The organism is Rhizorhabdus dicambivorans (assembly GCF_002355275.1).
Lineage (GTDB): Bacteria > Pseudomonadota > Alphaproteobacteria > Sphingomonadales > Sphingomonadaceae > Rhizorhabdus > Rhizorhabdus dicambivorans.
In genome coordinates this window covers 90,497-112,490 of sequence record NZ_CP023451.1, presented here as the reverse complement: position 1 = coordinate 112,490, position 21,994 = coordinate 90,497, and the positions used below count along the sequence as shown (strand labels likewise).

Below are 21,994 nucleotides of genomic sequence, written 5' to 3'. Positions count from 1 at the left end.
GTCATCAGCGCCGATCACGCTCGGCGCAACGAGACCTGCTGGCCTTTTCCCGCCGCTGCTTCCCAACCTAGGACGTTATCGGATCTGATATGCTCGGGCGGCCCATGCTCGATGAACAGATCGGTCAGCACGTCAATCACGTCGTTCGACCGGAAGCGCCGCAGCGGCACCATCGCCAGGCATTCCCGGCTGAACTCGTCGATAATGTCGAGCATTCGGAACTTGCGACCGTTGTGCGTCTGATCCTCGACGAAGTCGTAGGACCACACATGCCGCGATGCTCCGGGCGCAGCCGGATGCACGATCCGTCGCCGAGCCAGAGCCGCCGCCGTTTCGGTTGCCGCTTCGGCACTTTAAGACCCTCCCGCCGCCAGATACGCTCAACCACTTGTCAACGCCGGGATAAAAACGGGCCAGGCACCGGTTTAAAATGGGGCCAGTTGGTTTGAACAAAAAGCCCCAAGGTTGAGGCTGGGCAGCATCGGCAGCGGGGAAGCGGCTGGAGCGGAGCGGAAGCCGATTTCCCGCTGCCGATGGCCGCCCGTTCTTAGGTCATTTATCCTCCCCCTTGTCCTTCTGGCGCTTGCGGCTGCTGGCGAGACGGAAGCTGTCACCATTCATCTCGAGAATGTGGACGTGGTGTGTCAGCCGGTCGAGCAGGGCGCCGGTCAGGCGTTCGGAGCCGAACACCGATGTCCATTCATCGAAGGGCAGATTGCTGGTGATCAGCGTGCTGCCGCGTTCATAGCGCTGGCTGAGTACCTCGAACAGCAACTCGCCGCCCACGGCGGTGAATGGTACATATCCCAACTCGTCGAGGATCAGCAGCTTTACAGATGCCAGATGCTTTTGCAGGCTGCGCAAGCGACGCTCGTCGCGAGCCTCCATCAGGTCATGGACCAACGCCGCGGCCGTTGTGAAGGCCACGCTGTGCCCTTTCTGGCACGCAGCCAGTCCTAGCGCGAGGGCGGTGTGGGTCTTACCGGTGCCGCTGGGGCCCAGCGCAATGACATTACGCCGCCGCTCGATCCATTCACCGCGCGCCAGTTCCAGAACCAAGGCCTTGTTCAGTGATGGCTGGGCTGCAAAGTCGAAGGTGTCAAAGCTCTTGGTGTGCGGGAAGCGAGCCATGCGGATACGGCGCTCCACCATCCGGCGCTCGCGATCAATCCGTTCAAGTTCGCACAGGCGCAGCAGATAGCGGGGGTAATCGGCCCGATCCTGCGCGGCCTCGAAGGCGACCTTCTCATACTCGCGCACAAAGGTGGGCAGCTTGAGCGCTTTGAGATGGTTGGCCAGTAGTACAGCGGGCGGCACGCTGGTGGGTTCGGCCTCGATGGCTGGCAGCGGCATCATGGGATCACTCATGCTGCCACTCCCGTCGCTGGAGTGCCTGCCTGCGAGAGCAGGCCCATGTAGGTGCGCGGATCGGTACGCCCGACATTCGCGCGCGGCAAATGCGGGTAAAATTGCAGATCGAGGCGCGGCACACGCTGTTCGAGGCGGGCCAGCGCGATCATCTTGATCGCATCGAAGCTGATTGCCCCCATCTCCAGCGCGCGGGCCACTGCCCATTCCACCAGGGACTGCTCGAAGCGTTCGCATAGCCGCAGCACCTGGATGAACTCGCGCCGTCCCTCTTTGCCGCTGCGCGCCTCCATCAGTCGTCGGATGCGATGCATCGGTTCAGCCAGCACCCAGCCATCGAGCGGCGCTGCCTGATCAAGCGCGCGGGGTTTCTGTTCTAACAGCGCCAGATAGTGCAGCGGGTTGGCAATGAAGTCCTCCCGCTCATAGCTGCGCGGATGCACTGCGATCAGCTCCCCGCCACAGATGATCGCAACCCGATCGACATAGCCTTTGATTACGACCTCCTGGTGGGCATAGGCCGTCGGCACCGAATAATCATTGGTACGATAGCGCACCAGCGACATCGACGAGGCCCGCCCCGTCACCATATGGCAGGGATCGAACGGCACCGCCGGTAGCGGCATAAAGGCCGCCAGATCAGCCACCAGCCTGTCACCGATGCTGCGCTCATGCCCGCGCAAGATGGCCTGTCGTCGCTCCATGCATTGTTCGACAAAGCGCGCGTTCAGCGCATCAAAGCTGGGCGCCTCTGGCCTCGGCACCATGAAGTGGCGCCGGGAATAACCGACCAGCCCCTCGACCTTGCCCTTGTCGTTACCCTTGCCGGGGCGCCCGAATTTGTCTTCGAACAGGTAATGGCTCTGGAGGGTCGAGAACATCCGGCTGCGCTCGCGCTTCCCGTCGCCCAGGATCTGCGCCACTGCCAGCTTGGTGTTGTCATACAGGATCGACTGCGGGATGCCGCCGAAGAAGGCAAAGGCCGCCACGTGCCCTTCGCAAAATGCCTCAGCCACCTCGGCAGGATAGGCTTTAACGAACGGCGCATCGCTGTGCGGCAGGTCCATGCAGAAATAGTGGAACCGCACCAACTTGCCGTCGATGATCCCGTCCGCCTCACCAAAATCCACCTGCGCATGCCCCGGCTTGTGGCTCAATGGTATGAACACCTCGCGGCTGCGCAACTTGGCGCCCGCCACATAGTCGCGAACAATGGTGATGCCGCCGGTGAAGCCATGTTCATCGCGCAGACGCTCGAAAATACGCGCGGCAGTGTGTCGCTGTTTGATGTGAACCTTGCGGTCATCCACCAGGATTTGGTCAATGATGTCGGTAAATCCGGACAGCTTGCGGCTGTAGGTTTGCCCGCTCCGGCCGTGCGCTGCTGGCTCTGGAAAGCACAGCATCTTGTCGACGGTCTTGCGATTGATCCCAAAATACCGGGCGGCAGCGCGACGGCTCATCCCGTCAATCAGCACGGCGCGGCGGACCTTCTGATAAAGCTCCACTCTCTTCATCCTCCACCTCCGCCCAAAAACGGAGGTCTAGCAGGACTGGCCCCTTTTTAATCCGGTGAGACTGGCCGATCCGTGGCCCCTTTTATTCCCGGTGTTCTCACCACTGACAGGCTGACCTGCCAGCCCGCCTGGCCCAGCAAGACATGGATGCGGCGATAGCCATACCGGCCATAGTCCTTGGCCAGCGCGATGATGTCGGCTGTTAGCCGCCGCTCGTCGGCATCATCCTTCGGTGGATGGCGCTGTGTCGAACGATGCTGGCCCAGAACACGGCAGGTCCGTCGCTCCGATACCGGCAACGCGCGACGGATCTGCTCGATCGCCTCACGGCGACGGGAGGGACTCAAAAAGTCAGCTTCGACGCCTCTTGCAGGATCGCCTTGTCGAGCGCGAGGTCGGCCACCAGCTTCTTCAGCCGCGCATTCTGGCGCTCCAGATCCTTCATTCGCCGCGCCTGGTCGACCTTCAGCCCGCCATATTCCTTGCGCCACCGATATAGCGTCTGCTCCGCGATCCCGATCTGGCGGCAAGCCTCCACCGCTGTGCCGCCTCGCCCCACAATCACCTCTACTTCACGCAGCTTCGCTATGATCTGCTCCGGCGTAAACCTCTGACGTCCCATACATTTCTCCAATTCTCATGCCCAAATGGGCTCTCTTCAGAATTGGACCAGTTTTTCCAAGGTAGACCACTATCCCTCCGTCAGACCGATGCCAGCCTCACAGGAGGTTTCGGGCAACAGCGGCAAGACTGAGTGCAAGCGCGACAAGGCTGGGAATGATGACCGCCGCCCCGCAGATGAAGGCAAGGACGCCCACCCAATTCCAACTCGGTGCCTGCATCATCACTTCGTCCTTTGCCCAATGGTGTCCACACCACCATCCTTATCGCAAACGATTTGCCTCGCCCTCGGTTTCGGGTCGCCAATCATCAGGTTCGACAAGAGGCTGGTCTGACTTGGCGTCGGTCACGACTCGCTCGGCCGCTCCATCCAGATCATCATACTGCCCGGTGCGCATCGACCAAAGAAAGGCGCCCAGCCCAGCAAGGCCCATCAGCAGCGCGACCGGCACCAGCCACAGGATCCCGCTCATCGGGTAGCGGCCAGGGGAACGAGGGTCGGTGCCGGCGCTCGCCTGCTAAGCCGTGATCCGCGTGCTGCGGGAATTCGCAGAGAGTTCGCAACGACCGAAATCGACGAAAGCGACATGGCGACGGCAGCAAGCAGTGGGGTGACATAGCCCGCCATGGCCACAGGAATCACCAAAAGGTTATAACCGACGGAAAGCGCCAGGTTCTGGCGGACACGTTGCCGGGCCGCGCGCGCGATCTGCACAGCGCGCGGAACCGCATCGAGATCCTGGCCGAGATAAACAATATCCGCGGCCGCCCGACCGATGTCGGCGGCATTGGAAGGAGCCATCGAAACGTGCGCCGCCGCCAGTGCCGGTCCATCGTTCAGCCCATCACCCACCATCAAGGTCAGGCGCTGACTGTCCGCCAGCGCCTGAAGCCGCTCCACCTTATGCTGCGGCAGCAATCCGGCACGCCAGTGGGCGATACCGATCGCGTTCGCGAACCCCGACACAGAAGCAATGTGATCGCCCGAAAGCAGTTCGATAGGCAGCCCAAGCGCGTCAAGCTTGGCCACCGCTTCCCGCGCACTCGTCTTTTCAACGTCCAAGAAGGCAAAATGGCCGGCAAGCTCACCATCGACCGAGAACACGGTCTGGAAACCGCCACTCTCGCCCGTGCCTGGATTCAAAGCCCAATCGGCACGCCCCAGGCGAAACAGATGGCCGTTCCGCTGGCCCTCCAAACCCCGGCCCGGCAGCTCGGAAAAACTGTCCAGATCGAGGCCGGACAAGGCGCCGCCGTTGGCGGCAATCGCGCGTGCGACGGGATGGTTGGAACGCGACGCCAGCGCCATCACGATTGCGCGATAGGGTTCATCGATGGCGATCTTGCTCACTCGCAAATCGCCATGAGTGAGCGTGCCGGTCTTGTCAAAAATCACGGTATCGACCTGTGCAAGCCGCTCGAGCGCGCTTCCATCCTTGAGCGCGATGCCGTGCTCGAACAAGCGCTTCGCCGCGGCGACCTGAACCATGGGTATGGCGAGACCAAGCGCGCAGGGACAGGTCACAATGAGCACCGAAATGGCAATGGTCAGCGCCCGATGCCAATCGCCTGTGTCAAGGAACCACCCGGCAAACACGGCCAAGGCCAGCGAATGGATGATCGGCGAGTAATAGGCCGCAACACGGTCGGCGAGACGGCGATAGCGTGCTCTGCCCTGCTCGGCCGCTTCCATCATTCGCACCATTTCGGATAGAAAGGACCGCGCGTGGCTGTTGGTCACACGCACCTTGAGCGAACCATTGAGATTCAGCATGCCCGAAACGAGCGTGCTTCCCGGTCGTACCGGCACCGGCATCGCCTCGCCCGTGACCGCGGCAGTGTCGAGATCGCCCTCGCCCGCAAGGACAAGACCATCCAGCGGAACACGCTCGCCTGGCGCGACGAGGATGACATCACCCACCGAGACATCCTCGAGCGGTCTAAAAGCGCGCGATCCATCCGTGCCGATTACATTCGCGCCCGCAGGCGTCATTCGCGTCAGCCCGAGCACGGCCGAACGGGCCTTGTCACGCATGGCATGGTCGAGCGTTCGTCCGACAAGCAGGAAAAAGATCAGCGTCACGACCGCGTCGAAATAGGCATGGCGTCCGAAATGCAGCGTGTCGTAGATGCTGAGACCCAGTGTCAGGACGATGCCGATCGAGATGGGCACATCCATATTGGTGCGTCCCGCGCGCAATGCCGACCATGCCGACAAGAAGAAGATGCGCCCCGAAAAGAATACCGCGGGAAGCGCGAGCAGCGCCGAGATGAGATGGAACAGCTGCCGCGTAGCGGGGTCGGCGCCTGACCAGACCGACACCGAAAGCAGCATGATGTTCATCGCCGCGAAGCCGGCGACCGCTGTCGCGACGATCAGCCGGCGCTTTTCGGGATCGGCGCGTTCGTCCGGTTGGCTGAGAAGATTTGCCTCGAAGCCCGCCTCGTTCAGCGTTGCCAGCAAAGGCGGTGCACTCGCGGTTTGCGCTTGCCGCCATGTGACGGTCACACGCCGCGTCGATAGATTGACCCGAGCCGCTACGACGCCCTCGAGGTTACCAAGGATGCGCTCGATCTTCGCCATGCATCCGCCGCAATGCGCGGTCGGGACCGACAGTTGCGTCCTCATCGTTCCGTCATCCAGCGATTGGCTGGCGAAGATGAGTTCATCGACCGATTGCCCGGTCAATGATGTCGGCGCCTGGACGGCAGGCATGGCATGGCTGGCCATGTCTAGGCCTGCGTGTCTGAGACCGCGCGATAGGCATGCCATGTGGCATGTCCAAGCCACGGGAAGATGACGATGAGGCCGATCAAGCCCGTAGCCGCGCAGAGTATGAAAAGCGCAAGGACGATGGCGCCCCAGACGATCATCGGCGCAAGGTTGTTCCAGACGAGCGCCGTGCTTGTTCCCATCGCCGTGAGCGCATCGACCTTGCGATCGAGGAGCATCGGAATGGCAAAAACACTGATCGCAAAAGCGAATGAGGCGAACAGGCCGCCCACCGCCGTGCCGACGCCGAGAATAATCCATCCCACCGGCTCGGTCAGCAGGAAGGCGGTTATGTGAGGCAGGCCGGGAAAGGGGCGCACGCCGAAGAACAACGCATAGATGAGCACCGCGGATCGCATCCACAGTAGCATCAGCAGGCTGAGCAGGACCCCGGTGAAAAGCACCTGCGGGCCCGCCGCCGGTTTCACCAGGAGCATTTCGCGCAGCGACGTATCGCGTCCCGCTTCTCGGTTGCGGCTTTTCTCATAGAGTCCGATGGCCAGCAGCGGGGCAATGATCATGAAGCCGGCGAGCGCGGGAAAAAGAATATAGTCGCGGCCATACAGCGCGAGCATCGCGACAGCAGCGAGAGACAGAAGGAAAATGCCCAGACCGTAGGCCAGGCTCGGCATCGGCCGATGGAAAAGATCCTGCCATCCGGCCTTGAGCCATTGGAAGCCGATGGAAGCGGGAAGATGGCGCTGAAACCGCGCGCTCTTCGTCTCCTCGATGCCCGAGGTCTGGCTCAGCAAGCCATAAGAGGGGCTTTTATCGCTCATGTCCCGCTACCTTTCAGCATGCCGATTTCGCCGCGCGATACTGCCCGCTCCCGTTCGCGCGTTCCTTCAAATGTCCCACGCATTCGGGCTGCGAGCGAAAGGCGACGTAGAAAAAATGCGCGTTCGCAAGAACGAACAGCAAAAGGCCTGCTGCCACCAGCGTCCAGACCAGCCACCGGGATCGGGATCGCATGGCCGTCATCGCTGAGGCGCGCTCAGCGAATGAACATAGAGCGCCAATATCTTGATATCCGAGTCCGTAAGCCGCTCGTCCCATGTCGGCATATGCCCCTGGCGTCCGCCATGGACGGTCTCCACGATCTGATCGATGTCTCCTCCATAGATCCAACGCGCGTCCGTCAGATTGGGAGCGCCGACATCGCGCTTCCCGCGCGCATCCTCGCCATGGCAAATCGCGCAATTGGCCATGAAGACCTCGCGCCCCGATACAATCGACGTCCGATTGGCATTCGTCACGAACTTGGGATGCGACAAGGCGTAGACATAGTTGGCCGCCAGACTGACCTGATCGGCATCGAGTATCCCGTCGCGTCCGAACGAGGGCATCTGCGAGACGCGCCCCTGCGGATGCTCCACATTGACCCCAACACGCATGGTCTGCGCGATCGTCTCAAGGTCGCCGCCCCAGATCCAGTCGTCATCGGTCAGATCGGGATAACCATAACCCCCCTTGGCATTAATGCCGTGGCAGGCGGCGCAGTTGTCGCCGAACAACCGGTGGCCGGTGCTACGCACGATGGTCATGAGCCGGGGGTCGGCCGCGATCTGCTCGAGGTTCTCGCTTTCGATCCGCTTTATCCAGTCGGCCCGTCCCGCCTGCGAATCGACCAGGTGCTTTTCGACCGAGGTGCGCTGGTCGATGTTGAGAATTCCCTTGGTGTAGGTGTCGCCCAAGGGCCAAGTCGGCATGAGAATCCACCAGGCGAAAGCGAAGAGATGGGTGACGATCAGAAAAATCAGCACACCCTTGGGGACCGGCGTATCGAGCTCCTTGATGCCATTCCAGACATGGCCGGTCGTTTCATGACCGCTGACGGGATCGCGCTCTACGTCCATGGCTTGTCGTCCTGATCGAGAACGCTTTGTTTGGCTCGGTTGAACTTGCCACGATTGGACGGCCGGAACGTATAAATGAGGACACCGATCATCAGACCGATGAGGTAGAACAGCCCCCAGCTTTTCGAGAATGCAACAAGAGCCTCGTGGCTTATGTCCATGCCTGCCTCCTCATGTCATTTCACCGGCTCTGGCGGCTTCTGCGGCGCGGCCGTATTCTTGTACGGCACGTCGGTCAGCCGGCCGAGAACCTGAAGATAGGCGACGAGCGCGTCCATCTCGGTGACCTCGGTCGCCACATCGTCGAACACGCGAACCTGCGTTTCTTCGCCATACCGCTCGGTGATACCGGACGAGGTCGAGCTTTCCGGTGTCGCCTGGTCGAAGGCATCGACGCTCGCATTCTCGATCATGGCATCGGTGTAGGGCACCCCCGCGGCCCGCAGCGCCTTGAGGTGCAAGGGCAGATCAGCGAGGCGCAAGGGCGTCCGCGCCAGCCAGGGATAGGCCGGCATATTGGAATCGGGCACCACATCGCGCGGATTGGTCAGATGGGCGACGTGCCAGAAATCGGAATATTTGCCGCCAACGCGGGCGAGGTCGGGTCCGGTGCGCTTCGAACCCCAGAGCATCGGATGGTCATATTTGGATTCGACCGCGAGCGAATAGGGACCATAGCGCTCAACTTCGTCCTGCAGCGTCCGGATCATCTGGCTGTGACAGGCATAGCATCCTTCGCGCACATAGATGTTTCGCCCCGCCAGTTCGAGCGGCGTGTAGAGCCGCATGTCTGGCGCCTCCTCGACCGTCTCGTCGATCGTGAAAAGCGGAGCGATCTCGACGAGGCCGCCGACACTGGCAGCCGCGATGATGGCGAGCACGAAGCCGATCGCCGAACGTTCGAGCTTGCGATGAAACAGTTCCGCCACGGCTCAGGCCCTCCCCGCCGCCGTCGCGGCCTGTAGCGGGACGTCGCCTTCGAACGGCGCCTGGGCCGAGGCGGCGCGAATGGTCCTCCACATATTGTAGGCGCCGATCACAGCACCGATCAGGAACAGAAGGCCGCCGAGCGTACGCGCGATGTAATAGGGATACATGGCTCTGAGCGAATCCAGGAAGGAGTAGGCTAGCGTGCCTTCCTCCGTATAGGTCCGCCACATCAGGCCCTGGATGATGCCCGAGTTCCACATGGCAAAAATGTAGACAAGAGTGCCGGCAAGCGAGAGCCAGAAGTGCCACTCGACCAAGGCGGGCGAATACATCGCCTCGCGCTTCCACAAGGACGGCACCAGCGTGTAGAGCGAGCCGAAGGTGATGAGCGCCACCCAGCCGAGCGCGCCGGCGTGAACATGGCCAACCGTCCAGTCGGTGTAATGCGAAAGCGAATTGACGGGCCGGATGGCGAGGAACGAACCTTCAAAGGTCGAGATGCCATAAAACACCGCCGCGACCATCATGAAGCGGAGCGTCGCATCATCGCGCACGCGGTGCCAGGCGCCGTTCAATGTTAGCAAGGCGTTGCCAGCCGAAGCCCATGACGGCACGAGGAGCATCACCGAGAAGGTCATGCCCAGCGTCTGAACCCAGTGCGGTAGGGCGGTATAATGAAGGTGGTGGGAACCCGCCCACATGTAGAAGAAGGTAATGCCCCAAAAGCTCAGGATCGAGAGACGGTAGGAGAAGATCGGCCGCTGGGCCCGGATGGGCAGGTAGTAATAGAGCATGCCCAGGAAGCCCGCCGTCAGGAAGAAGGCGACGGCGTTATGACCATACCACCACTGCACCATAGCATCCTGGACGCCCGACCAGATGGTGTAGCTCTTCGCATGGCCCAGCGAGACCGGAATCGCGAGATTGTTGATGATATGGAGTATCGCGACGACGAGAATGAAGGCCATGAAGTACCAGTTGGCCACATAAATGTGTGGTTCCTTGCGGCGTGCGAGCGTCCGGATGTAGAGGATGAAGTAGGTCACCCAGACGATCACCAGCCAGATGTCGGCATACCATTCGGCCTCGGCATATTCCTTCGATTGGGTAACCCCGAGCAGATAACCGCTGGCCGCGAGGATGCAGAACAGGTTGTAGCCCACCAGCACGAACCAGGCCGAAAGCTGATCGGGAAGACGCGCCCGCGAGGTCCGCTGCACGACATGCAGCGAGGTGGCGATGAGCGCGTTGCCGCCAAAGCCGAAGATCACGCCGCTGGTGTGCACCGGTCGCAAGCGGCCGAAGCTCGCCCAGGCACTGTCAAACGTCAGGTCAGGGAATGCCAGCAGCGCGGCGACCCAGACCCCCACGAACATCGCCACCACCGCCCAAGCCATGCTGGCGATGATGCCGGCCTTGATGGGCTCGTCATAGTAGCTTTGCAAACGGGATTTTGGCGGTTCCGGTCCCCAGATGCCGCGGATTACGATGATGGCGCAAATGGCGGCAATGGCCAGGATCAGCCAGCCGTGGATTTCCATTGTGTCCTGATTGCCTGCCGCTGCGAGAACGAGGCCGCACAGACCGACGGCAACGGAAATGGCGAGCGCGATCTGGCGTTCGGTCTCGGTCAAGGTCAGTATCATGGCCGATCTATTTCCCCCCTCATCGGTCATCGCCACGGGCTGACAGCGCAGCAGCAGGTTCGCTCCCGATGGGAACACAGCTCGCGCCGAACCAGCAACACGCGGGTCGGACGGAAGTTCCCAACTATTGCCCTGCCGTCTCCCGCGGTAAACACCAAAAAATCAGTGGTCAGCGTCGCTCGCCACGCATCGCGGCCGAATTTGAACCTGTGTTTGGCGACGGCGCAATGGACTTTTGCCGATCAAGCTCTTGGACCGTTAAGCCTGTGTCCAAGACTGGCTCGACCTCCGTCTCCGATCGGTCAGGACTGAGCGGCAGCCGCTCTTCAGCATACTGCGGTCGAATCAGCGTATCGCCGCCAGGTATCGTCCGTCGTCGGCACGGAAGAGCACTGACCCATTGCTGTTGACGGACCATGAGGTCACATCCTGCAGAATGGCCAGGAACCTGGTTTCCTGGTTCCCGAGCGCCGGCACGCAAGCCCGGCGCGTCACGGCGAGCGGTCCGATCCGAAGCGACTGTTCCTCGATCGAATAGTCGCCGGTGAACCTGTTGCAGCCGGCCGATCCGCTCACTCGGCCGTCTTGCGAAAACTGCACCGTCACATTGGATTTGTCGATCAGACCGGTCTGATTGATGTCCTCCACCTTGAATTGCGGGCCGATCAAGCCTGAAGCCGCCGGGCGGTCACCAACGCGAACCATATTGAGCGTCCCCAGATCCTGCTCGAACCGCGTGGGATCGACCGAATGAACCGTATCCGTGGTCCATATCGGGTTGCCCTCGGGATCGGTAATCGTCGCACGGACTGCGTAACGCATGTTGGTCTTCAAGTCCTGTTCCTTCACCCTAATCGAAAATGGCAAAGGAACCTGCTGCCCTGCTGTCTCGCGCGTTTCCTTGGCAATGATCACCGATCTCGCATCGGCGCGCGAAACGTCCAGCAGTCTCACGTTGAATTTCGCGCGGGCGGGCAGAGCGATGCGCTGTCGATAGGATGCGTTGCCGGTTACGACCTTGTCTCTCAGCTCCGCAATGGGGGCTTGGGGATCGACGTATCGCGCGCCTGTCGCGCAGCCGCCGAGCGCGAGCATGGTCATCGCCAGTACGGCTGTGAATGGCTTGTTGAACATGGCGTTTCACTTTGCTGTGCGATTGGAGCGGAAGAGAGCAGGTCAGGCGGAACCCATGGCATCGGCAATAATGGGAGGGCTTCGAGCGGCAGTCCTGTGGGAATCGACTTCGCATAGGATGGTTCCGAACCACGAACGTCCGATGGCGGGCGGAAGATTGGGCTGGATTGGCGCGGGCGGCCCCGGCGGATATCTGATCCCCTCTTGGGAGACAGCCACTGAATTTTGGAACCACACGAAAAGCGCAGTCTAGAACCCGTGGCTTCCCGCCACTGCGCCGAGAACCGTGACAGCCGCGATACCCAGCAATATTCGGTGAAGTGTCTCCATTCGGGCAAAATCTGCGGCGGGCTTGACCGATGTCATCATTCGGCGGTGGAGAAACAGCGGCTCGATCACGAAAAGCATCGCGGCGAACACGGCCCACAGCCCTACCATCGCATGCATCCACCAGAAGCGAAGATCGAAAAAGCGGTCCCACATCTGCGCGCGATAGATCATCCAGAAGCCGCTCAGTCCTGCCAATAGCACCCAGATGCGCGCCTGCGCCGCAAAGCGCCCCTCCAGTCGATGAAAGGCCGCCAGCCGCTCCGCCGGCGGATTGGCGGCGCGCACGGACGGCATCACCACAAGCGTCACGAACGCCACGCCGCCGATCCAGACAAGGACCGCCAGGACATGAACGGCCCGGGCCAGGATGATGTCGTCCATGCCTCCGCTCCCTCAGGCCGCGAGCAGTTCGTCGGCCGGGCCGAAGAACTCATAGTGGATCCTGTCCGACGGCACACCCGCCAGCGACAGGGTCGAGACCGCATGACGCAGGAACGGACGCGGCCCGCAGATGTAATAGTCCGCTTGTGCGACCGGTGTGCTGGCGACCAACCATTCATCGGTAATTATGCCGGCCACATCGTAGTCGCTGCCCTCTGTTTCATCCTCGAGCGGGGTCTGGTGAAAATCGGTGATCGCGATCGATTGGCCATGGCTCGCCACAGCGCGGACATGGTCGCGCATCGCATGGGTGTCGCGGTCATGCGTGCCGTGGATGTAATGAACCGGCACTTCGGCGCCGTTCTGAACGAGGGCTTCGAGCATCGCCACCATCGGCGTCAGGCCCACGCCGCCCGACAGCAGTACGACCGGCCGTTCGACATGATCGGCGAGGAAGAATTCGCCAGCAGGCGCGGCCACCTTCAGGATCGTCCCGGGTTTCGCCTCGTCGTGCAACCAGCCCGACGCGAGCCCTTGCGGCTCGCGCTTGACCGAAATGCGATAGGTTTCGCCATTGGCGGCGGCCGAAATCGAGTAGTTGCGCTTGACCGGCGGATGTCCGGGAATTTCGAGCCAGAAGGTAAGATACTGGCCCGGCTTGTGGCGCATGACGGGGCCGCCGTCGACGGGGCGAAGGACAAAGGAATTGATGACGCTGCTTTCGCGCACAACGTCTTCGACGCGGAAATCGCGCCAGCCGTTCCAGCCGCCGGCCGCGTCCTTCTGTTCGGTGTAGACGCGCTGTTCCCGCGCGATCAGGATATTGGCGAGAAACCAGTAAGCTTCCCCCCAGGCCCCGAGGATTTCGTCGGTCGCCGCATCGCCCAGCACCGCCTTGATCGCACCGAGCAGTGCTTCGGCGACGTGCGGATAGTGCTCCGGCAGTATCTGGAGACCGACATGCTTTTGCGCGATGCGCTCGACCGCGGGAGCCAGCGCGCCGAGATTGTCGATATTGCTGGCATAGGCGAGAATGGCGCCGGTGAGCGCGCGCGGCTGCGAACCGGCGTCACCATGATGCGACTGGTTGAAAAGATCGCGAATGTCCGGGTTCTGGAACATCCTGGAATACATTTCATGCACGATATCCAGACCATGCGCTTCGAGCGCGGGGACCGTCGCCTTGACGAGCGCGATGGTCTGATCGCTGAGGGGCTGCGACATAAACTTCTCCTTGTTGGAAGGGATTCGAGTTTCCCGGCGATCAGGCGCCGGGCGGCTGATCATAGAAATCGACCCGCATTTTCATGGCGCCGATGGGCGTCACGAAGTGCGGCTGCTGCGGCAAGATCAATCCGGGCCGTTCGGGCGTCAGGACAACCTCCGACGGTGGATCGAGATAGGTCAGCCGAAGCTCACCCTCCAGAACGCGGATCAAACCCCAGACACCCGCCTTGGTATCATGGCGTGCCCGCAGGGCGGCCGGGAGCGTGTCCTGATCGAACACCGGCGTCGAACGATAGGGTAGAATGTCAGGCATGGGTGGGTACTCGCCGTTCGCAATGAATGGACCCGGCCTCGCCGTCAGCGACGCTTGGCCGATCGAGCCGAAAAAACATGGCAAGCTGCAGGCTCTCGGCAATCCGCTTCGCTTTCGCCTGCAGAGCCGCAGCTGCGTCGGGCGCCATCATCTCGTTTGTCGTACAGTCCCACAGCGCGAGCCAGCGGTCGAAAAGCGCTGGCGTTATCCTCGACCTGTGCTTCAGGTGCGCTGGCACGGGCTGGCCCTTGTATCGGCCACTGGCGAGCATGACGGATGACCAGAACGCCGCCAGCTTTTCGAGATGTTCCGGCCAGTCATCGATCGCGTCGTTGAAAATCGGCCCCAGGTCGGCATCTGCGCGAACGCGCGCGTAGAAGGCGTCGACAAGCTGCTTGAGCGCCTCATCCTTCAGTTCCAGCTCGGTCATTCGCCCGACTCCAATCATGTATCCGGAATGCATCTATACTTTTCCCTGAAAACATGCAAGATGAATACATCTTAATGCGACGAGCTGAGGAAGAGAGTGGGAACGCCCCATGAAACTGACCCTGTTCACCGACTATTCGATGCGCGTGCTGCTCTATCTGGGCGCGCGGCCTGACCGCCTGTGCTCGATCGGTGAGGTCGCGCAGGCCTACGGAATCTCGCAGAATCACTTGATGAAGGTGGTGAACCAACTCGCACGCAGTGGTGATGTGGAGAGTGTGCGTGGACGGTCGGGCGGCATCCGCCTGGGGCGGCCGCCCGAAGAGATCAACATCGGCGCACTCATACGCCAGACCGAGGACGGCTTCGATCTCGTTGACTGCGGCGGATGCGTGGTCGCGCCTGCATGTGGGCTGACGGGCGTGCTGAAGGAGGCGCTCGGCGCGTTCCTGGCGGTACTTGACCGCTATACGCTTGCCGACCTGCTGACGAAGCGGCGAGATCTCGCGTCGCTCTTCGAGCGTAACGCGGCCGATCGGTTCGAAACCCCTGCGGCGCCAGATGGATGATTGACGTCTTGGCGCATCGAAGCCGAAAAGGAGGAACGTGACATGTTCTGTCCAGAATGTGGTGAACCGGTCGATCCCGCTCCCTTTGACGGTCGTCGCCGCGCGTCGCGGTCATGGATCGCCGCAGGACTCCAAATCGGCGCGCGATGGGTAAAGGTATTGCGCGCTGGACGCTCCAAGCCGGACCGCACGCGGCAGTCCGCTTGCCCGTCTTGCTCCAATCATAAAACCACGAACACGGAAAGGAATTGAACGATATGGCCCTTCACCACGCAGCGCCCGGAGAAGTCGTCGATCTCTTGCCCGAGAACGTGACGACACATGAAGAACATTCCACAGCGATCGTGAAGGCGGACCATTTCGAAACCATCCGGCTGGTGATCCCGAGCGGCACCGAAATGCGCCAGCATCAGGTGCCGGGCAGCATCATGCTGCATTGCCTCGAGGGCCATGTGAAAGTCGAGCTCAGCGCAAGCTCGATCGAACTGCGGCGTAACCAGTGGGTCTATCTCGAAGGAGGCGCGCCGCACTCGGTCAAGGGCGCGGAAAACTCTGTGCTGCTTCTGACGATCCTCTTTCCGCCTGTAGAAGGATCACAGGCAAAAGCCGGCGCCGAGACCTTGGCGGTCGATGCCTATGACGATTGCGACTGTGTCGACCGGTGGGAAGCGGAAGGCGGTCCGGTCGTTCAATCGGATCAGCCTGCCCCCAGGAAGAATTGATCACGGGCGGCATGATGGCACGGCGCGCAGCGCGCTAGTCGCTTTGCTGTACCGCCTCGTAGCCCATAGGGGAGAACCATGGATCGAACACGTCAGCTCTGGATTTGGCTTCTATCATTGCTGGCAGTCTCTTTTGCCGTCCTGCTTCTGGTTGGCCGCGACATCAGCATTCAGGCGCCGCCGCTTCCCGCCAAGGTCGTGACCGCAAACGGCGAAACCGTCTTCACCCGTGCCGAGATGCAGCGTGGCCGCCAGGTCTGGCAATCTATGGGCGGCATGCAACTGGGCTCGATCTGGGGACACGGCGGCTACGTAGCGCCCGATTGGTCAGCCGACTGGTTGCACCGGGAATCACTGGCACTTCTCGATCTCTGGGCACAGCGGGATCTGGGCGGCGCCTTTGAGAGTTTAAACGAGGAACACAAGGCGCTCCTCCAGCGGCGGCTGCAAACGGAAATGCGCCGAAACACGTTTGAAGCGAGCACGGATACCATCACGATCAGCAACGATCGCGCGGTGGCAATCGAGCGGGTGGCAAAGCACTACGTCAATCTGTTCGGCAACGACCCCGCCACGGCCGAGCTGCGCGAAAACTATGCCATGAAGAACGATACGGTCCCCGACGCAGGGCACCGAGCCGCCATGACCTCCTTCTTCTGGTGGACGGCCTGGGCGGCCACAACGGAACGACAAGGGCGGACGACAACGTATACGAACAACTGGCCGAGCGAGCCGCTGGTCGGGAATCGCCCACCATCAAGTACATTCATCTGGTCGGCCTTCAGCGTCACCTTCCTGCTTGCCGGCATCGCGCTGTTGGGTTGGCACCATGCGGTGACGCACGGACGAAGGGAGAAGGAGCACGACCTCCCCGCGAAAGATCCGCTGCGCGAGATCGCGGTGACGCCTTCGATGCGGGCGACAGCCAAATATTTCTGGGTCGTTCTCGCACTGTTTCTCGCGCAGATCATGCTGGGTGCAATGACGGCCCACTATCAGGTCGAGGGGCAGCTGGTTTATGGCTATGAAGCGGCCGAGATCCTGCCTTATTCGATCACCCGCACCTGGCACACGCAGCTTGCCGTGCTGTGGATCGCGACAGCCTGGCTGGGAACGGGCCTCTACATAGCTCCTGCGATCTCGGGCCATGAACCGAGGTTCCAGGCTCTGGGTGCCAACATCCTCTGGGCCTGCCTCCTGATTATCGTCGTGGGCTCCTTTGCCGGGCAATGGCTCGCGGTGATGCAGAAACTGGGACTGGAGAGGAACTTCTGGTTCGGACACCAGGGCTGGGAATATGTCGATATGGGGCGCTTCTGGCAGTGGTTTCTCTTCATCGGCCTGATGCTCTGGCTTGTGCTCGTCGGCCGGGCGCTCTGGCCTGCGCTCAAAGAGAAGTCCGAATCCCGCCACATCACGATGCTGTTTTTCCTATCCGCCGTAGCCATCGGACTCTTCTACGGTGCCGGGCTGTTCTGGAATGAGCATACAGCGCTCTCCATGATTGAATATTGGCGTTGGTGGGTGGTCCATCTGTGGGTCGAAGGCTTTTTCGAGGTGTTCGCCACCGCGGTCATCGCCTTCCTCTTCACGCGCCTCGGCCTCATTCCGACACCCACCGCCACGGTCGCCGTCTTGTTTGCCACGATCATCTTCATGGCAGGCGGAGTGCTGGGAACGTTGCACCATCTCTACTTCGCGGGAACCTCGATCGCGGTGCTGGCGCTTGGCGCGAGCTTCTCAGCGCTCGAGGTCGTGCCGCTCGCCTATATTGGCTTCGAAGCTTATGAACACTGGAAGCTGAGCAGCGCGACACCCTGGATGCAGCGTTATAAATGGCCCGTCATGTTCTTCCTGGCGGTATCCTTCTGGAATCTCGTCGGAGCAGGCCTGTTCGGCTTCCTCATCAATCCGCCGCTGTCGCTCTATTACATGCAGGGTCTCAATCTGACGCCGCTGCACGGACACACCGCATTGTTCGGCGTATACGGCATGTTGGGCGTCGGGCTCGTCCTGTTCTGCCTGCGTGGCATGTTGCCGAACCTGATCTGGAACGAAGGCGTGCTGAAGACGAGCTTTTGGTGCTTCAACATCGGCCTTGCGTTGATGGCGCTCCTGACCTTGCTGCCACTTGGTACGCTTCAGCTGACCGCCGCGATTGACAAGGGCTACTGGTACGCTCGCTCGGCCGAGTTCATGCAGCAACCGGTGGTCGATCTGCTGGTGTGGCTGAGGGTTCCTGGAGATATCGTCTTTTCTGCCGGGGCGGTAGCGCTCGCCTGGTTTGTCGCCAGTCTTTGGCTCAGACCCCGGTCTGACGACAGCGAGGCGCAAATTGCACAGTGATCGATCGAGGAGTCCGATGCCGCGCAGTCCCAGCCAACCCTTGCTCGTGGGCTAGCCACGTTCTGTCGACAAACGCCACACTTGGATGCGAGTTTCGGTGAACCTTTTGTCCATGCGCACCAAACTTCTGTTCGCAGGTCTGGCAGCCGGGTCGATGGCTGCTCTATCCTCGCCCGCGATTGCTCAGATGCCGCCCGGCTCACGGGACTGTTCATTCCAGTCGCTATCGCCGGAGGAAAAGTCTCGGTACCAATCCCGTTACCGGCGCCGCGTGCGCGTCGATGGGCAAGCTTTTGCCGATAATGGCTGTATGAACAGGTGTGCATGACAGCCTCTGAGCGCAAAGCCCTCCGGCGTCCCCGCAAGGGCAAAAACTGCCGCGCCGTTTCGCGCCCCGTCACCAGCTTGGACGGATCCATGACAGTTGGCATCGGGCGCAAATGCGACTGACGCGCTCGATGCCGCACATGGCGATCATGGTGCGTTTCCAGGAGGGGACCAAATCCTACGCTAAGAATTTTGGCCAGCGATATTCTTCGCCGGTCAGGGTTATGTGCTCCCACCCCGCTCCTTACGGAGATCGAATCCACTGATCACTGAATTCTGACTTTAGAAACGTTTCTTGAATCGGGATCCATGGATGAAAAGGGGCCGACTCTCTGCATTCAGCGAATATTCGAACGCGAAGGCAGAAGGCCGGCCTGATCGATCAGAAGCTGATCGTTGCCGTGCCCCAAAAGCGGCGCCCTTCATCGAGCATCCAGTTGCCGTCGAGACCATCAAACCGGCCGCGGTCATCGACCGGCACGATCTTGTCGGTGACGTTGAGCACCGCCGCCCTCAGCGCGAAATTCTCATTGATCGTGAAATTGATGCCGACATCGAAGGTCGTGCTCCCTTCACGGGTGCGGGTGTTGAGCGCGCCGTTGCGGAACCCGCTGAAAGTCTGCTTGCCCGAGTAGTAGCCGAGCACATAGGCCGCGATCTGCTCGGTCGCTTGCCAGTCCAGGCGAACGTTGGCCATGTGCCTGGGCGTCTTGTCGAGCGGCGTTCCGTCAAGCGAACTGCCGTCGAAAGCGGGCTCGCCGCCACCCTTCCGGACGGAATCGGTGTAGGTATAATTCGCGGTCAGCAGCAATGCCGGGGTGATCGGCAGTCTGCCATTCACTTTGTCAAACGGCGCGCAAACGGGACCCCGTATAGGCGTTGAAGGGGGACCCCCTTTTCGAGATTGAGCGGAGGGTTGATGCCCTGCGCTGTGTGCGGCGGAGGTCGGGCGTAGCCCGGCCGGAGGCGTACACAGCGCAAGTTCGTTTTGAAGCTGGGGTGAGAGTGGCGGCTAACTGCGGTTTTTGAAGCGCCAGCTGTCGTTGCCGGTCTCGACGATATCGCAGTGATGAGTGACGCGGTCGAGCAGAGCCGTGGTCATTTTGGGATCCCCGAACACGGTAGGCCATTCGCCGAAGGCGAGGTTGGTCGTGATAACGACGCTGGTGCGTTCGTAGAGCTTGCTGATCAGGTGGAACAGGAGCTGGCCACCAGAGCGCGCGAACGGCAGATATCCCAACTCATCGAGCACCACCAGGTCGAGCCGTGAGAGCTGTCCCGCCAGGGTCCCGCCCTTGCCGATCCGGGCCTCCTCTTCGAGGCGTGTCACCAGATCGACGGTGTTGAAGTATCGTGCCCGAGCCCCTTTGCGCACGACGTTGGCGGTAATCGCGATGGCGAGGTGGGTCTTGCCGGTGCCCGTGCCGCCGACGAGCACGATGTTGCGACGCGCCGGTAGGAAGGAGCCATCATGCAGGGAGCGGATCAGTCCCTCGTTGATCGGCGTCCCTTCGAAGCTGAACCGCTCCAGGTCCTTCACCACCGGCAGCCGCGCGGCCGTCATGCGATATCGGATCGAGGCGGCGTCGCGATGGGTGGCTTCCGCGCGGAGCAGATCGGTCAGGATCTCCATGGTGGTGCGCTGGCGCTGGAGGCCGGTGGTGACGGCCTCGTCGAACGCGGCCACCATGCCCTTGAGGCCCAGGCCGCGCATTGTGTCGATCATCTCATGCCGCTGCATCATAGCCTCGCAGTCGGTCATAGCTGGCACAGTCGGCGATCGGCGGGTGACTCAGCATCCGGTCTTCCGAAGTGACGATGCTATGGGGCGTCGCCGGCTCGCGGCGACGGGAGAGGATGTTGAGGATCAGGTCGTCGCTGACCGTTCCGCTCGCCAGCGCTTCGCGCACCGCCGCCTCGACCTGCTCCAGCCATCGGTGAGCACGGCCGAGAGCACCCGCACGAACCTGCGATCCGCCTCATCCCCGTGCCCCAGCCTGCGTCGCAGGCGATGGAGGGATGGCGGCAACTCCCAGTCCTGGAACGGCGCGCCGTTGCGCAGGGCACCGGGCTTGTGGGCCAGAACCGGCAGATAATGCCAGGGATCGTAAATGGTGCGGTTCCGCCCGAAGTGACGCTCATGTTCCCCGACGATCTCTTCGCCGCAGCGGATGACGATCCGGCCCGCATAGGCGCGCACCTGCACCGTGCGCCGCGCCGCCCTGGACATGACCGAGTAGCGGTTGCGGTCGAAGCTGATGAGGCAGGTGCCGGTGACGGCATGCTCGCTCTCATGGAAGCCATCGAAGGGCGCCAGGATCGGCTGCAGGACAGGCCGCTCCATCTCCAGCGCCTAGGCCACGGTGATATCGCCGCGCTCGGGATGGGTGTGGTGCTCGGCCCAGCGCCGGCACTCCGCCTTCCTTCTCACGATCTGGCTTTTGAGCCATTCGAGCATGGAATCTTTTGCCATCATGGGCGTCGTCGTCGCTCTCGGCAGCATCGTCTACCGGGCCAGCATCCGCCGGTCATCAACGTAGGGGTCACGACGGTGGAGCGAGCGGTCGGCTCTTCAAGCCCAACGCGATCGGCTCATTTCTCGCTCACCAGTCGTGAACTAACGGCAAATTTGTCAGAATTTGAGGGTGAAAGTGATTTATGGCCCTCATTTTTGTTTCAAGCAGCGCCTGCCGAATGCATCTCTGCGATTGATGTCTTCTGCAAAAGCTTGTTGGCATCGGATGCTCGCTGATCACACCTAACCCGTAATCGTGCCTCTGGCTGACATACCCGACAAACGTATAAGCTCGCCATGCGCGGGCGTCACCAACCCAATTCCGCGTGCGATCCCAAGCGCACAAGCTGCAAGGTGTCGTCATCGGGCTTGCGGTAAATCAGCACGAGGTCGGGCTTTATGTGGCAATCGCGATGGTCGCGCCAGTCGCCGGTCAGCGCATGGTCGCGGTGGCGCGGTTCAAGCGGCTCGTCGGATGCCAGCGCCTCGATGATCGGGATCAGGTCAGCGTCCAGCGTCTTGGCGTGCTGCCCCTTCTTCTCCCGCTTGTAGTCGCGCTTGAACCGCCCGAAGCGTTCAATCGTCCGCATTGAGGTCGGCCATCAGGTCGACCACCGTGGCGAACCGCTTGCCCTTTCCCTCGCGCGCTTCCTTCATGGCCTCGATCGTCTCGGCATTGGGCACCAGCGGTTCAAACGGCAAGGCCTTGTCGCGGGCAACGCGGGTCAGCATCAGGCGCACGGCATCGGAGACGGTCAGCCCCATAGCAGCCAGCACGGTCGCGGCTTCCTCCTTCACCGCTCCGTCGATCCGGGTCTGCACAAGAGCGTTTGCGGCCATGTCGATTTCCTTTCTGCATGACGATGTAATGCAAGCGAACGCAAAGTGCAATCAGGCAAAGCCCCGGCTATCGACATGGCGACCGGGCTTCGCGTTTTTCACCTTCAATGCTGTGAGTGCCATCGGTTCGGGGCCCTGATCGGGAATGTT

Annotated in this window: 22 protein-coding genes and 3 pseudogenes; 3 read left to right on the top strand and 22 right to left on the bottom strand. The window is 61.4% G+C overall.

Features of this window, described 5'->3' with window-relative positions; translation table 11 throughout:
• Positions 1–74: 74 nt before the first annotated feature.
• From CMV14_RS25050 to CMV14_RS24965, 17 genes and pseudogenes are all read right to left on the bottom strand, one after another.
• Positions 75–385 (bottom strand): annotated as a pseudogene (locus CMV14_RS25050) (DDE-type integrase/transposase/recombinase); the annotation flags it as partial.
• Positions 386–552: 167 nt separating this feature from the next.
• Positions 553–1,353, bottom strand: a complete 801-nt coding sequence (gene istB, locus CMV14_RS25045) for an IS21-like element helper ATPase IstB (RefSeq protein ID WP_066970386.1) — start codon at positions 1,351–1,353, stop codon at positions 553–555.
• Between the two features lie 11 nt (positions 1,354–1,364).
• Positions 1,365–2,885 carry an IS21 family transposase gene (istA, locus tag CMV14_RS25040; RefSeq protein WP_096367681.1) on the bottom strand — a complete coding sequence of 507 codons (1,521 nt, stop codon included), beginning with the start codon at positions 2,883–2,885 and terminating at the stop codon, positions 1,365–1,367.
• A gap of 110 nt (positions 2,886–2,995) precedes the next feature.
• Positions 2,996–3,507: pseudogene (locus tag CMV14_RS27295) on the bottom strand (transposase); the annotation flags it as partial.
• Positions 3,508–3,604: 97 nt separating this feature from the next.
• Positions 3,605–3,730: a hypothetical protein gene (locus CMV14_RS27450; protein WP_004212719.1), complete on the bottom strand. Its 126-nt coding sequence runs from the start codon at positions 3,728–3,730 to the stop codon at positions 3,605–3,607.
• A gap of 39 nt (positions 3,731–3,769) precedes the next feature.
• Positions 3,770–3,979 carry a cbb3-type cytochrome oxidase assembly protein CcoS gene (gene ccoS, locus CMV14_RS25030; RefSeq protein ID WP_004212718.1) on the bottom strand — a complete coding sequence of 70 codons (210 nt, stop codon included), beginning with the start codon at positions 3,977–3,979 and terminating at the stop codon, positions 3,770–3,772.
• Entirely contained in the window at positions 3,976–6,237 is a 2,262-nt protein-coding gene (locus tag CMV14_RS25025) for a heavy metal translocating P-type ATPase (protein ID WP_004212717.1), read from the bottom strand. Before CMV14_RS25025 ends, ccoS begins: the two co-directional genes overlap by 4 nt.
• A 2-nt stretch (positions 6,238–6,239) precedes the next feature.
• Positions 6,240–7,058 (bottom strand): DUF2189 domain-containing protein, encoded by an 819-nt coding sequence (locus tag CMV14_RS25020; protein ID WP_004212715.1) that lies wholly within the window; start codon positions 7,056–7,058, stop codon positions 6,240–6,242.
• A gap of 198 nt (positions 7,059–7,256) precedes the next feature.
• Complete coding sequence (gene ccoP / locus CMV14_RS25010) at positions 7,257–8,135, bottom strand: cytochrome-c oxidase, cbb3-type subunit III (protein ID WP_004212713.1); 879 nt, start codon at positions 8,133–8,135, stop codon at positions 7,257–7,259.
• Positions 8,126–8,296, bottom strand: a complete 171-nt coding sequence (locus CMV14_RS25005) for a cbb3-type cytochrome c oxidase subunit 3 (protein ID WP_004212711.1) — start codon at positions 8,294–8,296, stop codon at positions 8,126–8,128. The genes ccoP and CMV14_RS25005 overlap by 10 nt, the downstream gene beginning before the upstream one ends.
• A gap of 15 nt (positions 8,297–8,311) precedes the next feature.
• The gene (gene ccoO / locus CMV14_RS25000) at positions 8,312–9,064 is read right to left on the bottom strand and encodes a cytochrome-c oxidase, cbb3-type subunit II (RefSeq protein ID WP_004212709.1); all 753 of its coding nucleotides are present in this window, start codon (positions 9,062–9,064) and stop codon (positions 8,312–8,314) included.
• Between the two features lie 3 nt (positions 9,065–9,067).
• Complete coding sequence (ccoN, locus tag CMV14_RS24995) at positions 9,068–10,711, bottom strand: cytochrome-c oxidase, cbb3-type subunit I (RefSeq protein ID WP_004212708.1); 1,644 nt, start codon at positions 10,709–10,711, stop codon at positions 9,068–9,070.
• Between the two features lie 345 nt (positions 10,712–11,056).
• Entirely contained in the window at positions 11,057–11,845 is a 789-nt protein-coding gene (locus CMV14_RS27285) for a YbaY family lipoprotein (RefSeq protein WP_004212707.1), read from the bottom strand.
• A 249-nt stretch (positions 11,846–12,094) separates the two neighbouring features.
• Positions 12,095–12,556, bottom strand: a complete 462-nt coding sequence (locus CMV14_RS24980; protein ID WP_004212706.1) for a hypothetical protein — start codon at positions 12,554–12,556, stop codon at positions 12,095–12,097.
• A gap of 12 nt (positions 12,557–12,568) precedes the next feature.
• Positions 12,569–13,780 carry an NO-inducible flavohemoprotein gene (hmpA, locus tag CMV14_RS24975; RefSeq protein ID WP_004212704.1) on the bottom strand — a complete coding sequence of 404 codons (1,212 nt, stop codon included), beginning with the start codon at positions 13,778–13,780 and terminating at the stop codon, positions 12,569–12,571.
• 40 nt (positions 13,781–13,820) lie between these two features.
• Positions 13,821–14,096, bottom strand: a complete 276-nt coding sequence (locus CMV14_RS24970) for a TehB family protein (protein WP_004212703.1) — start codon at positions 14,094–14,096, stop codon at positions 13,821–13,823.
• Complete coding sequence (locus tag CMV14_RS24965) at positions 14,089–14,526, bottom strand: group III truncated hemoglobin (RefSeq protein ID WP_004212701.1); 438 nt, start codon at positions 14,524–14,526, stop codon at positions 14,089–14,091. The genes CMV14_RS24970 and CMV14_RS24965 overlap by 8 nt, the downstream gene beginning before the upstream one ends.
• A 109-nt stretch (positions 14,527–14,635) precedes the next feature.
• Between CMV14_RS24965 and CMV14_RS24960 the strand changes: the two genes are divergently transcribed.
• The 3 genes from CMV14_RS24960 to CMV14_RS24950 all read left to right on the top strand — a co-directional run bounded on the left by CMV14_RS24960 (position 14,636) and on the right by CMV14_RS24950 (position 18,162).
• Positions 14,636–15,094 (top strand): Rrf2 family transcriptional regulator, encoded by a 459-nt coding sequence (locus CMV14_RS24960; RefSeq protein ID WP_004212699.1) that lies wholly within the window; start codon positions 14,636–14,638, stop codon positions 15,092–15,094.
• A gap of 257 nt (positions 15,095–15,351) precedes the next feature.
• The gene (locus CMV14_RS24955) at positions 15,352–15,816 is read left to right on the top strand and encodes a cupin domain-containing protein (protein ID WP_004212697.1); all 465 of its coding nucleotides are present in this window, start codon (positions 15,352–15,354) and stop codon (positions 15,814–15,816) included.
• A gap of 78 nt (positions 15,817–15,894) precedes the next feature.
• On the top strand, positions 15,895–18,162 hold the full coding sequence (locus CMV14_RS24950) for a nitric-oxide reductase large subunit (protein WP_025549136.1): 2,268 nt from the start codon (positions 15,895–15,897) through the stop codon (positions 18,160–18,162).
• A gap of 709 nt (positions 18,163–18,871) precedes the next feature.
• Here CMV14_RS24950 and CMV14_RS24945 read toward each other — a convergent pair.
• From CMV14_RS24945 to CMV14_RS24925, 5 genes and pseudogenes are all read right to left on the bottom strand, one after another.
• Positions 18,872–19,330: a TonB-dependent receptor domain-containing protein gene (locus CMV14_RS24945; protein WP_004212694.1), complete on the bottom strand. Its 459-nt coding sequence runs from the start codon at positions 19,328–19,330 to the stop codon at positions 18,872–18,874.
• Between the two features lie 171 nt (positions 19,331–19,501).
• Entirely contained in the window at positions 19,502–20,230 is a 729-nt protein-coding gene (istB, locus tag CMV14_RS24940) for an IS21-like element helper ATPase IstB (protein WP_025549137.1), read from the bottom strand.
• Positions 20,217–20,911 (bottom strand): annotated as a pseudogene (locus CMV14_RS24935) (Mu transposase domain-containing protein); the annotation flags it as partial. The pseudogene CMV14_RS24935 and the gene istB (CMV14_RS24940), both read right to left, overlap by 14 nt.
• A 401-nt stretch (positions 20,912–21,312) precedes the next feature.
• Positions 21,313–21,594 carry a type II toxin-antitoxin system YafQ family toxin gene (locus CMV14_RS24930; protein WP_004212690.1) on the bottom strand — a complete coding sequence of 94 codons (282 nt, stop codon included), beginning with the start codon at positions 21,592–21,594 and terminating at the stop codon, positions 21,313–21,315.
• Positions 21,581–21,844: a type II toxin-antitoxin system RelB/DinJ family antitoxin gene (locus CMV14_RS24925; protein ID WP_004212689.1), complete on the bottom strand. Its 264-nt coding sequence runs from the start codon at positions 21,842–21,844 to the stop codon at positions 21,581–21,583. The genes CMV14_RS24930 and CMV14_RS24925 overlap by 14 nt, the downstream gene beginning before the upstream one ends.
• Positions 21,845–21,994: the final 150 nt, after the last annotated feature.

What these genes read in the sequence shown, in the direction of transcription:
- istB (WP_066970386.1), bottom strand. Translation starts at nt 1,353, where the DNA reads ATGCCGCTGCCAGCCATCGAGGCCGAACCCACCAGCGTGCCGCCCGCT.
- istA (WP_096367681.1), bottom strand. Translation starts at nt 2,885, where the DNA reads ATGAAGAGAGTGGAGCTTTATCAGAAGGTCCGCCGCGCCGTGCTGATT.
- CMV14_RS27450 (WP_004212719.1), bottom strand. Translation starts at nt 3,730, where the DNA reads ATGATGCAGGCACCGAGTTGGAATTGGGTGGGCGTCCTTGCCTTCATC.
- ccoS (WP_004212718.1), bottom strand. Translation starts at nt 3,979, where the DNA reads ATGAGCGGGATCCTGTGGCTGGTGCCGGTCGCGCTGCTGATGGGCCTT.
- CMV14_RS25025 (WP_004212717.1), bottom strand. Translation starts at nt 6,237, where the DNA reads ATGGCCAGCCATGCCATGCCTGCCGTCCAGGCGCCGACATCATTGACC.
- CMV14_RS25020 (WP_004212715.1), bottom strand. Translation starts at nt 7,058, where the DNA reads ATGAGCGATAAAAGCCCCTCTTATGGCTTGCTGAGCCAGACCTCGGGC.
- ccoP (WP_004212713.1), bottom strand. Translation starts at nt 8,135, where the DNA reads ATGGACGTAGAGCGCGATCCCGTCAGCGGTCATGAAACGACCGGCCAT.
- CMV14_RS25005 (WP_004212711.1), bottom strand. Translation starts at nt 8,296, where the DNA reads ATGGACATAAGCCACGAGGCTCTTGTTGCATTCTCGAAAAGCTGGGGG.
- ccoN (WP_004212708.1), bottom strand. Translation starts at nt 10,711, where the DNA reads ATGATACTGACCTTGACCGAGACCGAACGCCAGATCGCGCTCGCCATT.
- CMV14_RS27285 (WP_004212707.1), bottom strand. Translation starts at nt 11,845, where the DNA reads ATGTTCAACAAGCCATTCACAGCCGTACTGGCGATGACCATGCTCGCG.
- CMV14_RS24980 (WP_004212706.1), bottom strand. Translation starts at nt 12,556, where the DNA reads ATGGACGACATCATCCTGGCCCGGGCCGTTCATGTCCTGGCGGTCCTT.
- hmpA (WP_004212704.1), bottom strand. Translation starts at nt 13,780, where the DNA reads ATGTCGCAGCCCCTCAGCGATCAGACCATCGCGCTCGTCAAGGCGACG.
- CMV14_RS24970 (WP_004212703.1), bottom strand. Translation starts at nt 14,096, where the DNA reads ATGCCTGACATTCTACCCTATCGTTCGACGCCGGTGTTCGATCAGGAC.
- CMV14_RS24965 (WP_004212701.1), bottom strand. Translation starts at nt 14,526, where the DNA reads ATGACCGAGCTGGAACTGAAGGATGAGGCGCTCAAGCAGCTTGTCGAC.
- CMV14_RS24960 (WP_004212699.1), top strand. Translation starts at nt 14,636, where the DNA reads ATGAAACTGACCCTGTTCACCGACTATTCGATGCGCGTGCTGCTCTAT.
- CMV14_RS24955 (WP_004212697.1), top strand. Translation starts at nt 15,352, where the DNA reads ATGGCCCTTCACCACGCAGCGCCCGGAGAAGTCGTCGATCTCTTGCCC.
- CMV14_RS24950 (WP_025549136.1), top strand. Translation starts at nt 15,895, where the DNA reads ATGGATCGAACACGTCAGCTCTGGATTTGGCTTCTATCATTGCTGGCA.
- istB (WP_025549137.1), bottom strand. Translation starts at nt 20,230, where the DNA reads ATGCAGCGGCATGAGATGATCGACACAATGCGCGGCCTGGGCCTCAAG.
- CMV14_RS24930 (WP_004212690.1), bottom strand. Translation starts at nt 21,594, where the DNA reads ATGCGGACGATTGAACGCTTCGGGCGGTTCAAGCGCGACTACAAGCGG.
- CMV14_RS24925 (WP_004212689.1), bottom strand. Translation starts at nt 21,844, where the DNA reads ATGGCCGCAAACGCTCTTGTGCAGACCCGGATCGACGGAGCGGTGAAG.